Consider the following 12,626-nt stretch of genomic DNA (forward strand, 5'->3'; position numbering starts at 1 on the left):
ACACGAAGGCGATTGCCCGAATCGTTAAATTCGATTTGGTTTTCTGGCGAGTAGGCCATATCCTTATGATAATTAGACTCAATTGGAAATAAATTTATGACAACGCATTTTGACTATATCGCCATTGGCGGCGGTAGTGGTGGTATTGCATCGGCAAATCGTGCAGCGATGCGCGGTGCTAAAGTGGCGCTAATCGAAGCAAAAGCAATGGGCGGCACATGCGTCAACGTTGGTTGTGTTCCTAAAAAGGCGATGTGGTTTGGGGCTCAAGTTGCAGAAGCGATCCATAAATATAGTCCTGATTACGGATTTGATGTCACCGTTAATAAATTTGATTGGAGCAAATTAGTTGCGTCTCGTGAAGCTTATATTAAACGTATCCATGGTTCATACGATCGCGTTTTAGATTCAAACGGTATTACGGTAATTAATGGTTTTGCAAAATTTGTAGATGCTAAAACAGTCGAAGTAGATGGCAAGCAATATACTGCTGACCATATTACGATTGCCACAGGCGGTCGACCAACTTGGCCTAAAATAGAAGGGGCTGAATTAGGTATAGATTCAAACGGATTTTTGCTTTAGATGAACAGCCAAAACGTGCTGTCGTTGTAGGCGCTGGATACATTGCAGTAGAACTTGCTGGTGTATTGCAAAGTTTAGGTACAGAAACTCAGTTAGCGGTTCGAAAACATGCGCCATTAAGAACATTTGACCCGATGTTATCAGAGACCTTAGTTGAAATAATGGCACAGGACAATTTGAAACTGTTAACAAACAGTACACCAAGTCGTGTTGAAAAAGCCGCTGACGGTTCACTGGTGTTACATTTTGAAAATGGCACAAGCGTAGAAACCGATTGTGTTATTTGGGCAATCGGCCGCACGCCTTCTACAGATGGCATTAATATCGAAAAAGCCGGTGTAGAGGTTGATTCTCGTGGTTACGTCCCAGTAAACGAACATCATGAAACTAATGTTCCGGGTATTTACGCCCTAGGCGATATTATCGGTAAGATTGAGTTAACACCAATTGCTGTTAAATCTGGCCGTATATTGGCTGAACGATTATTTAACGGCATTACCGATGTCGTGATGGATTATTCCTTAGTTCCAACTGTGGTATTTAGTCACCCTGCAATTGGGACTATGGGGCTAACTGAACCTGAAGCGGTTGCTCAATACGGGGAAGAAAACGTTAAAGTATATAACTCAAGTTTTGCCGCTATGTATACTGCGGTTACGGAACACAGACAAATGACCAAAATGAAACTTGTTTGTGCCGGTGACGACGAAAAAGTTGTTGGTCTACACGGTATTGGACTCGGTATGGATGAGATTTTACAGGGCTTTGCTGTAGCAATTAAAATGGGCGCGACAAAGGCCGATTTTGATGCTTGCGTTGCAATTCACCCTACCTCAGCTGAAGAGTACGTTACTTTGCGTTAATTTGCTCATATCGATTTGGTGAAGCTTTGCACTTGGGTTAGACCTAACCCTTAAAGAAAAACCTGAATAATGCACTGTGTTATTCAGGTTTTTTCTGTTTTTTCACCAGAATTTAAATCTGCGTATTACCATCCATTTTGCCGTGAAGTAATAGAAGTTAATTCGAAAGGCTTTTATACATTGCAGCGTTTTAATTCAGCAACATGCCATGTGTCCCTCACTTTACTTTGTTGGTGATGCAGTAACTTTCTCTGCCACTAAATCCGGGTTCCATTTTCTGAAGGTACGATCCAAAAATGCATTAGCAAGCGGCTCAAACTCAGGGTGTTGGCTCAAACCATAATAAACGGGCGCAGTTAAGATAAATTTTTCAATCCCTATCAAGTATGTATCCAGCATTGGTTGGCGCTTAAACATATTCTGGGTTTGTTGCTCAGAAATACCGCCAATGAAATCCATAATCCCTGCACAGAACCAACCGACCTTATTTTGTGTTTGTTGGCATTGAGAAGAGCTATAAGCAAGACTAGTTTTCAGTACTTGAACATACCTGTCGTCGCCTTTACGTTTTTTAATGGCAGCATAGTCATAAGGCTCTGTCTGATTAAGATCAACGCGTTGGATAAACTCCTCTGCGCTTAACCCTGTCAACTGCTGTTGTTGTTCATACAAAGTTTCGTCGCCCAACAGCAGCTTATAAAATACCAGTAATTCAGTTTGGGTAGACTCACTAATCGGTAATTGTTGATAACGCTGTTGCTGTTGTTCGTTTAGTTTTCCGCGCGTATCTAAATCCAGTAGTAATAATAAGGCGTTAATAAATTGTTCTGCATATTCAGGCGACTGGCGTAATTCTTCGTCAATATAATCCAGCGCAGTATCGATATTGCCGGCCAGTATGTTGATTGCGGATTTTGCCCTTCTATAGTCTGCACTGGGTTCGCTACGGTAGTCATTAATAAGCGCTAAGGTCGCTTCAATATCTTGTTGGTAGGCGTAGCTATAATAAATATTGGGTAAGAAGTTTTGTGTGTTTTCGGGAAATAGCTTTTCCATTGTTGATAACATTGCTTGAGCTTTATCTGGCTGTTCCGTTACAAGATACAAAAACACTAAGTTGGTGATATTTATCTGACTTTGTGGATTGGTTTTTAGTATTTTCTCCCTTCGCTTGATGCCATCTAGAATATTATCCAACGCTAAAGTACTCACATTTTGAATTAGCGGGTCATTAGGGGCTTTTTCATAAGCTTGTTGATAAAGCTTGACACTTATTGCTAAGTTACCGCTGTCCGAAGCCTGTGTTGCTATTACCAGCGTTTTAAGTGGAAAATCAGGTGCAATCATTAGTTCCCAAAACAAACGTTCTTTTTCTGCCTGACGCAAAGACTCTATAAAGCCACCATAATTATCAGCAAAGCTATACACCATGTAGAGTTGTGCCTTGGCCAAATAAAATTGCTCATCTAGTTTTATAGCTTGTTGTAATATGTCAGCAGCTTGTTTTAATGATTCCGAACTGCGCTGATAGGCGAGCTCCCGCCCCTGAATAAACAACTCATAGGCCTGTGGATTGGTGGTCATACCGGCTTCATGTTCCACTTGCTCGGGTAACAGATTTAGTTTGAGTGCTTGGGTAATGGCAAAAGTCAGTTCATCTTGCAGGGCAAAGATACTGGTTAATTCGCGATCATAGGTTTGTGACCAAATATGCGCACCACTGGTGACTTCAATCAACTGAGCAGTTATTCGGACCTTGTCTCTATCTTTGCGCACGCTACCTTCTAGTACATAGTTAACATTGAGTTTTTGGCCAATTTCACGAATATCGGTGTTACTGTCTTTAAAATTAAATGATGAGGTACGGGCAATCACCACTAACTGATTTAACCGCGCCAAAGAATTAAGAATTTCTTCGGCAATGCCATCACCAAAATAACCTTGGGATTTATCCGGGCTCATATCTTCAAATGGTAATACTGCGATAGAACGTTCTAAACTAACATCAGCACTGGAGGTAAATAGTTTTTCATAGGCGATAAATGCTAAGGCCAGCACCAATGCGCCTGCTAACAGGTAATTGATTTTATTGCCGGTTTGCTCACCAATAGACTCGTCGATATCAACCTCATGGGTGCGTTTAAGCCCTTCAGGGGTGAGTTCAAATGCCGAGCAAAAATGCATACAAAAGGAAAGGCAATCGTCAGAATAACCGTGGTAATGGTGCTGAATAAAATAGGCAAGTGTAAAGCGGGTGAAATCACCGCAACAATTTGTAGGATAATCCAGCAGGTTACCAAATAAACACTGGCAACCTTAAATACATTTCGGCGTTTTAATTCGGTAAAAAATGTCATCCGTGATGCTCATTATTTTTTATAAATTAACAATAATGGATTAACAACAACAGTACAATAGATATACAAATCAATCTAAAGTTTAAACCGCACGATTCCACTACAGGTGCAGATTAATGTTGTTTACATTAAGCGAGTGATCATTGGAAACTCATTCAGCTAGCCAAAAGTCGACTGTCGCTAGTTTTGAAAATAATTGGTAAATGGCTGTTGGAGCGTATCCCTAATGCCTAATTCAACAACATACTTTGAAAGTTCTTCATAATTATGTAAATGCTTAGCAGAATGAACGAACAGGAAGCAAGTAAAGTCCTGAGTCAGATACTAGGTTAAAAATTATGTACGTTGGGTTAATCTTCGCATCTTGATTTAGTGAAGTTTTGCTCTTGAGTTAGCTCTACCCCTTGAAGAAAAACCTAAATAATGCGCTGTGTTATTCTGTTTTTTTATTTTGTAACCTTTATCGCGATCAGTTAACGCAAACAAAACTACAATTGTTAGCTCGGTTTTATGTCATACCAAGGTTTAAAGCCTGACGGGATCAAAGAAAAGTCAACGTCGTTTTGCAATTCGATTATGTGGCGTTGCTCTAGGTTGGCATCGTTAATAATTTTTTGGTGGTCATTAAACTCATAAAATATCTTGTCAAAGGTGCCGTTTTTGATCAGTACCAAAAGCGCTTGTTGTATTTTATTTGCTAATTTCTCATCTTCAGCCCGAACAAAATAGTAAATGGCAGAGCGGTATCTAAATAACAAATTTTCATCTACGTGGAGGTTTTTCCCTTTACATTTGATAAGTCTGAATAGGTTTCAAGCACGCCTCTTAACGTGTAGTCATAAATACTGCGCCCAACATTTTGGTATATTTGATCTAGCAGTGTGGTTTCAAACACGTTAAAGCCATTGTTCCTTAGGATTGTTGAATCTGGCCAATCGTGGCTCTGGGCGGCTAAAAGGCTTTTTATGGCTGGCAGGTTTTCCGGCTGAGTAAAATGATGTTTGGTGTTGGTGTTTGTTGTGGCAATTCGGTACCCGATAAACCCTTTCATTAAGGGAATGCGTATCGGTCGATAATTTTTTCACGCTCGGCGGTGGTTACCGTCCAAACAATATCGAGCTTTTTTGAGTCAAACTTTTAAGCTGCCTTCGCTGTAACATTGGGACCGACACCGGCTCCAATTTACAACCGCCGAAATCGCGATTAATGACAAGGCAGACTTCTTCTAACATCCTAACGCTATAACTTGTATTTTGTGCCGCTGTATCGAGCTGCGCCATGTACTTTATGTTTGTCTGGGCATTAAGTCCCATCCCCACCAAGAGCAAGGTAAAAGAGAGGATGTAGAGCTGACTTTTTGTTATTTTCAAAAACGACACCCAAATTTGGATTATAAAATGCGAAACCTATAGTAAAAATATAGCAGTAGATTTTAAATGTGGTTGAGAATATTAAATTTAGCCTGTCGCCCCACCATTTATCACCACTTATATTAAATTTTTGTGAATCGAAGTTTATCTAGATATTTAGCTTAAGCTTGTATTTATTAGTTGTTTTGTGTGGAGAACTCGGTGGTTAGTTTGACCAAGGCTTATTACAAGCCAGTAATGTATGTTGAGTTTGTTTTGTTGTTTATCGTTTTACCCATCGTTGTTTATTTTTTAAGGCATACAGTAGCACCCTATTTATTATTGTGTCTGATCACAATTTTACTTTGGTGTTTGTTGTCACTGGTAACAGACCCGCGTTTTAAGCGCTTCAGGTTGTGGAACTTAGAAAAACTGCGAGAATTTCTGCCTAATGTCATGAAGACCTTTTTACTGGCGGCGTTTGTTATCACGTTGGCGAGTTGGTGGTTTACGCCCCAGTGGCTGTTCTCACTGCCGTTAGAGCAAACCCTAATGTGGATTGCCCTGCTATTTTTATATCCGGTTTTATCCGCATGGCCACAGGAAGTAATTTTCAGAACTTACCTATTTCATCGATATAAACATATATTCAAAAGTAAAAATTTACGAGCCTGGTTAAGTGCACTCAGCTTTGCATTAGCACATTTAATGTTTGCCAACTGGATAGCTGTTGTGGGGTCATTTTTTGCAGGATTGGTCTTTGCTTATACTTATATGCACAGTCGTTCAACTTTACTTGTGACTCTAGAGCACAGTTTATGGGGCTGTTGGTTATTTACTGCCGGTCTAGGCATACATTTTGACAGCGGCATGTTGACCTAAGCCTAAAAGCTGGGACTGTCAGCCGCTGTCGAATGACATGTTTAATTGATGATTATGACGGGCATTGTTGAAGCGAATCTCGGTTTTCAATTGCGGTAATAAATCCATTTTCATCCGCCATAAGATAAACCGCTTTGCCAGCAACCATCTGACTATGGCTTGGTGCATGAAGAAGGTGATTAACCATTTCTCGCGACAGCTGAAATACACCAACATCACATACTTGGATGACAATTTCATTGTCTATGCTTTTTACGATACCGGGCAACTTACGTTTATCTTTTAATGATTCGATGGCGGCAAGGTATTGCTGGTAATGTGCATTTTCTTTAATGTTTTTAACATCGTTTTGGTCGGCACTTAAAAACGTTACATCGTGGTAATAGGTCGTTGTATGGTCCGTATTATAAGTAGCTACAACGGAATACTGCTCATTAGTCTGTAGTGGGGCGTCGTTTCTGTTCCAACCAAATATAATAACGGCGACAAATATGCCCATGGCGTACTGCCAGCTCACCCATTTCCAAATAGAGGGTTTTGTTTGTTTAGCATTTGCCAATATGGCTTCTTGCAAATTAGGCGGTGGAACTACGTTTTTTTTCGATTTTCGTAACATTCTTGTAATCGAGTTTCTGTGTGTTTGTTTGACATAATTACTCCCCTCTCGTGTTTCACCAATGAGGGTGGTTAGTGTTTGTTTAGCATAACGTAAGCGACTTTTAACTGTCTCCATTTCGCAATGGGTAATTTGAGCAATTTCTCTCAATCTGAACCCCTCTTGCTGCAAAATAAACGCTTCTCTTTGGAGAAAAGGTAACTCATTAAAGGCCGCGTCAAAACGCTGTTGTTGTTCTATTTCATTCATAACATCAAATTGAGCTTTGGATGGTGTTGAATGGTCATTTATATTTGATTCGTCAAACTCTTCAACTTGCCATCGCTGTTGTTTTCGTAATTCGTCAATAAGTGCGCTTCGGGCAATTTTAAACAACCAACTTTTTACTGTGCCTGTATCAGAAAATGAGCGTCTATTTTTAATGACTTTTTCCCATGCCATTTGGCAGACATCGGAGGCTAGCTCAGGGCCTACTTGGCTAAACAAGTAATGGTAAAGATCTTTTTCGAGTCGTTTTACGATTTCTTTTATGTATTTTAATTCGCCCGAGTCCGCATATTTCAACATGAGATTTTCGTTTGATTCGGCAATATTAAGCCAGTTCTTCAATCCGATCGTAATATTCATCAACATCCTTAACTTCGGCGTTTACTAACCGTTTTTTGTTAGCTAAAACGGCTAGTCTATCGCGGCTTGAAGTTGTAATAACTTAGCTTTGGCCCAAATTAAACTCGAGCATTATCTGTTGGTTTTGCAACGTGATTGCTTTACCGTTTTTAATCTGTGGTTTGTACTTCCACCTTTTTAACGCTTTTTTAGCTTCGTTGTCAAAGACCCTTGCAGGTTGGGACTCTATAACAGCAATATCGATAACACGACCTACGGCATCTATGCTAAATGACAAACTAACCCATCCTTCGATGCCATCCCGCGCTGCTTTAATTGGGTATCTTGGTTGTACCCTGACAATTGGCGTTGCGGAGTTGTCCTGGCGACCTTCAAACACAATAGGGCCAAGTTGGGTAGGGGGATCTTGATACCAAAGTTTGTATTCATAGCCAACAAATTTTCGCTGGTCGTATCCACTGGAATTGGCGGTGGTGGGGGCGGCGCTTTTGCTATAGGCGGTGGCGGTAAAACATTTGGTTTTACTATTGTCGGTTTTTCTTCTTGCACCGCGAGTAATTCAGTTATAAATGTTTCTCTGGGTTCCGCAAAAGAAAGGTTATCGTTTTCTATTAACTTTCCCATCAAAACAAAAAGGGCAAAACATGCCGTCGCGCCGAGTAAAGTAAAGGCAGTAAATTTACCTATACTCTTTATTTCTGGGGCAATTTTAGTTGTGGCTTGGTTCATCTGTATTTCCTCACATTGTCATTAATTTAAAAGGTCAGTTGGCACCAAATGAATAACCTTATTAATAAAACGTTTGGTCATTAGAAAAGGGGTTAAATGTTATAAAAAATATTGCTAGCTTAAGAGACTCCCATAAATAATAGCGACTTGAAGGAAAAGGAAGCTCGTCATCTGTAATAAACATTTCATATATTCTTATAAAAAAACGATAAGTTGAAATTCACTGTCTATACTTCAGTTAATACAACAAACTGGGAACGAGAGTGCCGACAAATCAATCTCGCCGGAAATTTATAAAAAACGTTGCAGCGACATCAACAAGTGCTGCACTTATCTTAAACGCACCATATGTTTTTTCCCGTTCTAAGCCTGTTACGTTAAGGGTGTTGGGCACTCATGTCACCTTGCAAGAAGAGCTACGACAACAGGCGATGCGAGAGTTAGGGATTAATCTAGAGTTCACCGCAATGGGCAGTGCTGCGGTACTGCAAAAAGCGGCGGCTGCGCCTCATTCTTTTGATTTATATGAACAATGGTCAGACTCAATCAACGTGTTATGGCATGCAGGTTCGATTCAGCCAATAGAAATCGAACGCTTAAAATACTGGAATGAGATTAACCCATTAACAAAAACAGGGAAAATCGTTCCCTCAGCAAAATACGGTGCTGGTGATTCCCCAAATAAACTGCTTTATGTGCAGCAAGACGGCTCTTTAGGTAAAGCCGCAAGTTCAAAAGTTAGCTTTATGCCCTATGTCCACAATGTCGATTCGTTTGGTTACAACACAAATTTTATAAAACCTGAAGAAGCTTATAAAACTGAATCTTGGGGATGGTTACTCGATGACGCCAACCGAGGACGCGTCGCATTGGTTAATGCGCCGACCATAGGAATATTTGACGCTGCCTTAGCGGCTCAAGCTAAAGGATTGATGAAGTTTGGTGATATCGCAAACATGACCATCGATGAAATAGACACCTTGTTTAGCATATTACTAGAGAAAAACGTAACGGGCAGTTTGCTGGCTTTTGGACCTCTGTACCTCAGTCAGTGGAGTTTATGACGAACAAGCGTGTGCATATTCAGAGTATGTTTTCTCCTGCTGTGAGTGCATGTCGTGGCCAAGGGGTTCCTGTGCGTTATGCTTCTCCTAAAGAAGGGTACCGAGCGTGGCATGGGGTTATGTGTCTATCGGCAATGACCAACGGCCATGTTAAAGATGCCGCGTATGATTATATGAATTGGTGGCTATCTGGTTACTCTGGTGCGTTTATCGCAAGACAAGGGTATTACATCTCAAATCCAGAACGGAGTCGGTCCTTGATGCACCGAAACGAATGGGATTACTGGTATGACGGAAAACAGTCTAACACGCAATTAAAAGGAACGGATGGTCGTGTTTCAGTCGAAGCTGGTGAGATAAGAGATGGCGGAAGTTACGTTAAGCGTTTTTCAAATATCGCGGTGTGGAATACGGTAATGGACAATTATGATTATAGTTTAGATCGTTGGTTTGAGCTTCTAAATGCGTAAATACCTATATGATTGTTAAATTACAAAATACCATAGCCTTAAAAATCGGGGTGTTATTATTTTTAATAATATTAACGTTATTAGCAAACTACAGAGTGCTAACAAATAAAATTAGCGCTGTTCAATATTCAGTAGAACGAATTTTACAGATATCAAATAATTCAATTATTGTACTCGAAATCAACAAGGACATTGTTGAATTACAACGTGACGTCACAGTGTTTGGACAGGGTGGAAGTACCACGATATTTGCTAAGATGATGACAACTCATGACAGTATCAAAAGTCGATTGGAGGAGGTCCGAAGACAAACAGAAAACGACGAGTTACTCAATACCATTCAAAATATGAAAACGTTGGTGGTTCGCTATGGTGAAAACTTGGGGTTTTGGTTCAGCTGTATCAAACTAAAAGTAATTATATCGACATTGAACTACCGGAAGTGTTCCAACAGGGCGTAAAAGCATTTAACCAAATAGCGAAAGTGAATAACAATCAAAAGTTACTTTTTGAGGCGCTCGTCGCGCATAACCTTTGGTTGCAAATGGAACGCAGTTCAACACTATTTTTTAATAAAAAACAGTTTAAACAACGTAGCGTTGTAAATCAGTCGATAAGTCAACTGAATCAGAAGCTCACAGAATTAGCTCAAACAAGCGAAGCGAATTCGGAGGTTCACTTTGCATCCTTGTTAGCATTAACCAACAGATATCAAACCCTCTTTGCTAAAAGCGTTCAAGCCAACAGAAACTTTCTTGGGCTGATTAATGTTGTAATGGCAGGTGACGCCGTTGAATTTACTAATCAAGCAAAGTTATTAAAAACCCAATCCTTGGGGTTGTTAAGTGCGATCAAAAAGTCAGGTGCGGAAGCTGTAGAAATTACTGAGGTTATTATTAAAGCTTCTATCGCCGTTGGATTGATTTTGTTCTTGGGATTCGCGTTATTCTTTCAGTTGCATATTACCGCTGCAATTAAGCGTTTAACTTATGCATTTAAGTCATTTTTGACTGGCGATTTCTCCCCAAAATATCAGATACAGAACGTAAAGACGAAATAGGTTTATTAGCTAAAGCGGCCAGTGAATTTAAAAAAATGAACCAAGATTTGTTAAAAGCCAAACGTGAGGCTGAAAAAACCAGCAAAATAAAAACCGAATTTTTAGCCAATATGAGCCATGAAATCAGAACGCCAATGAATGGCATTTTGGGAATGGTTAATTTGCTCGGAAAAACGACACTGTCACCGCAGCAAGGTGAAATGGTTGGTGTTATTGAATCATCTGGACAAGGCCTTATGGTGGTACTTAATGACATTTTGGATATCAGTAAGATAGAGTCTGGCAAAGTGCTGTTAGAGCAAAAACCATTTAAGTTTAACGACGTTATCGTCGAACTGCGCCACATGTTTGAGCCATTAGTTGCTGAGAAAAATATTGAGTTCCATATTACGTCTGTGCCAGAACTCGCTTTAATAAATGTTGTTGGGGATGTGACCCGCTTAAAGCAGGTACTCATTAATTTGTTAAGCAATGCCGTCAAATTTACTGAACATGGCACCGTAACTTTGCGAATCGCGGTGGATAATTTGACGGATAAAAATGTCAGTTTGAATATAGCCGTCGTCGACACAGGAATTGGCATTGAACATAAAGTCATCAAAAAACTGTTTGATGCTTTCTCGCAGGGAGATACGTCGATAACGCGCAGATTCGGTGGAACGGGTTTAGGATTGACGATTTCAAATCGTTTGTTGACGTTAATGGGCGCGCCCCTCAAAGTAGAAAGTATGATTGGTGAAGGCTCCAAGTTTTCATTTTCTTTATTATTACCAATTAGCACGGGTCAAACCCATAAGCTTGAAAATGAAAACAAAAAGATCGTAATTGATCCTGCAAAGCGTATTTTGATAGTAGAGGACAATAAAATTAACCAAACGGTGCTAAATGCCATGTTAAAAGGGTTTGGGTTCAAAGATATTAAAATAGCCGATAATGGCGCAATTGCAGTGCAACTTTGTCATGAGTTTGAATTTGATATTATTTTAATGGATATGCAAATGCCAATAATGGATGGCTTAACAGCGACTCGAGAAATCCGCAAACTGATAAATTACAAATCGAAAAAAATAGTGGCGTTAACGGCCAATGTGTTAGTTGAAGATCAACAGTCCTGTTTTGACGCGGGAATGGACGAATTTTTAGCTAAGCCAATTGAACCAGAAAAGTTAAAACAGGCATTAATATAAGTCCCGTTCTCACAATGGAATGAAAATGATGAACGTCCTCCGAAACCAATGAAGTCCAAACCAATGGTAAAACCAATGAGGTCAGTGTTGCTGATTTTGTCAGTTCCTCTGCACTTGGTTGGAGATCCCAAATATCGCTGTGGCTCTTTTAGGATGACGTTTTTCTTATGGATATTAAAACCAATGGGGTCAGTGTTGCTGATTTTGTCAATTCCTCTGCACTTGGTTGGAGATCCCAAATATCGCTGTGGCTCTTTTAGGATGACGTTTTTTGTTCTGAATTAATTAACCGATTAAAAACAAATTAAGAAATTATCCCCGACTTCGAAGAAGATCGGAACTGAATTATTAATTGCCTTAGTATGGAAGCCGGATCCATCCAGAATGCTTCCCAAACATGACCATCTGGATCGGCAATATTTCGATTGTACATAAAACCTAGATCCTGAGGTGGGTTAATATCTAAGGTGCCACTATTTTCCATAGCGGCATCTTTAAATTGGTCAACGGCTTCTCGTGAATCAAAAGATAACGCCAACATAACCTCACTTGAATTTGACGGTGGAATTGGACGATTTGTAAATGTTTGCCATTTAGGATGTGTGAGTAACATCACATTTATTGCATCACTCCAAACCATGCAAGCGGCAGTTTCATCCGTAAAATTTTGATTATTTGTAAAGCCAAAGGATAGATAAAACGCGACGGATGTTGGCAGGTCACTAACTGGTAGATTTATAAAGATCATTTTTGACATGGCCATTACCTCAAAAGTTTTGTGAAACTAGTATTGCTAATAATAATTAATAGCGCCAATTAGTAAATTAATGCCATAAA

11 protein-coding genes and 2 pseudogenes are annotated in these 12,626 nt (G+C 39.8%); 6 read left to right on the plus strand and 7 right to left on the minus strand.

Annotation, left to right across the window (positions count from 1 at the left end; translation table 11 throughout):
- The first annotated feature begins 96 nt into the window (after positions 1–96).
- Positions 97–1,448: pseudogene (gorA, locus tag PN838_RS17925) on the plus strand (glutathione-disulfide reductase).
- A 222-nt stretch (positions 1,449–1,670) separates the two neighbouring features.
- On the opposite strand, the gene PN838_RS17930 reads toward gorA, so the two are convergent.
- The 3 genes from PN838_RS17930 to PN838_RS17940 all read right to left on the minus strand — a co-directional run bounded on the left by PN838_RS17930 (position 1,671) and on the right by PN838_RS17940 (position 4,856).
- Complete coding sequence (locus PN838_RS17930) at positions 1,671–3,632, minus strand: FlgO family outer membrane protein (RefSeq protein ID WP_272181518.1); 1,962 nt, start codon at positions 3,630–3,632, stop codon at positions 1,671–1,673.
- A gap of 670 nt (positions 3,633–4,302) precedes the next feature.
- The gene (locus PN838_RS17935) at positions 4,303–4,563 is read right to left on the minus strand and encodes a hypothetical protein (RefSeq protein ID WP_272181519.1); all 261 of its coding nucleotides are present in this window, start codon (positions 4,561–4,563) and stop codon (positions 4,303–4,305) included.
- Positions 4,564–4,571: 8 nt separating this feature from the next.
- Positions 4,572–4,856, minus strand: a complete 285-nt coding sequence (locus tag PN838_RS17940; protein ID WP_272181520.1) for a hypothetical protein — start codon at positions 4,854–4,856, stop codon at positions 4,572–4,574.
- Positions 4,857–5,376: 520 nt separating this feature from the next.
- Here PN838_RS17940 and PN838_RS17945 point away from each other — a divergent pair.
- Positions 5,377–6,036 carry a CPBP family intramembrane glutamic endopeptidase gene (locus tag PN838_RS17945; protein WP_215962579.1) on the plus strand — a complete coding sequence of 220 codons (660 nt, stop codon included), beginning with the start codon at positions 5,377–5,379 and terminating at the stop codon, positions 6,034–6,036.
- Between the two features lie 52 nt (positions 6,037–6,088).
- On the opposite strand, the gene PN838_RS17950 is transcribed toward PN838_RS17945, so the two are convergent.
- The 3 genes from PN838_RS17950 to PN838_RS17960 all read right to left on the minus strand — a co-directional run bounded on the left by PN838_RS17950 (position 6,089) and on the right by PN838_RS17960 (position 8,008).
- On the minus strand, positions 6,089–7,279 hold the full coding sequence (locus PN838_RS17950) for a sigma-70 family RNA polymerase sigma factor (protein WP_272181521.1): 1,191 nt from the start codon (positions 7,277–7,279) through the stop codon (positions 6,089–6,091).
- 82 nt (positions 7,280–7,361) lie between these two features.
- Positions 7,362–7,556, minus strand: coding sequence for an energy transducer TonB (locus PN838_RS17955; RefSeq protein WP_272181522.1), 195 nt, complete (start codon positions 7,554–7,556; stop codon positions 7,362–7,364).
- Positions 7,541–8,008, minus strand: a complete 468-nt coding sequence (locus PN838_RS17960; RefSeq protein ID WP_272181523.1) for a hypothetical protein — start codon at positions 8,006–8,008, stop codon at positions 7,541–7,543. Before PN838_RS17960 ends, PN838_RS17955 begins: the two co-directional genes overlap by 16 nt.
- A gap of 293 nt (positions 8,009–8,301) precedes the next feature.
- On the opposite strand from PN838_RS17960, the pseudogene PN838_RS17965 reads away from it, so the two are divergent.
- The 4 genes and pseudogenes from PN838_RS17965 (at position 8,302) to PN838_RS17980 (ending at position 11,789) form a co-directional block, all read left to right on the plus strand.
- Positions 8,302–9,542: pseudogene (locus PN838_RS17965) on the plus strand (ABC transporter substrate-binding protein).
- 95 nt (positions 9,543–9,637) lie between these two features.
- Entirely contained in the window at positions 9,638–10,003 is a 366-nt protein-coding gene (locus tag PN838_RS17970) for a hypothetical protein (RefSeq protein ID WP_272181524.1), read from the plus strand.
- Positions 9,931–10,602: a hypothetical protein gene (locus tag PN838_RS17975; RefSeq protein WP_272181525.1), complete on the plus strand. Its 672-nt coding sequence runs from the start codon at positions 9,931–9,933 to the stop codon at positions 10,600–10,602. Before PN838_RS17970 ends, PN838_RS17975 begins: the two co-directional genes overlap by 73 nt.
- 35 nt (positions 10,603–10,637) lie before the next feature.
- The gene (locus PN838_RS17980) at positions 10,638–11,789 is read left to right on the plus strand and encodes a response regulator (protein WP_272181526.1); all 1,152 of its coding nucleotides are present in this window, start codon (positions 10,638–10,640) and stop codon (positions 11,787–11,789) included.
- Between the two features lie 304 nt (positions 11,790–12,093).
- On the opposite strand, the gene PN838_RS17985 is transcribed toward PN838_RS17980, so the two are convergent.
- Positions 12,094–12,546, minus strand: coding sequence for a VOC family protein (locus PN838_RS17985; RefSeq protein ID WP_272181527.1), 453 nt, complete (start codon positions 12,544–12,546; stop codon positions 12,094–12,096).
- Between the last annotated feature and the right edge of the window lie 80 nt (positions 12,547–12,626).

Source organism: Psychrosphaera algicola (assembly GCF_028401425.1).
GTDB lineage: Bacteria > Pseudomonadota > Gammaproteobacteria > Enterobacterales > Alteromonadaceae > Psychrosphaera > Psychrosphaera algicola.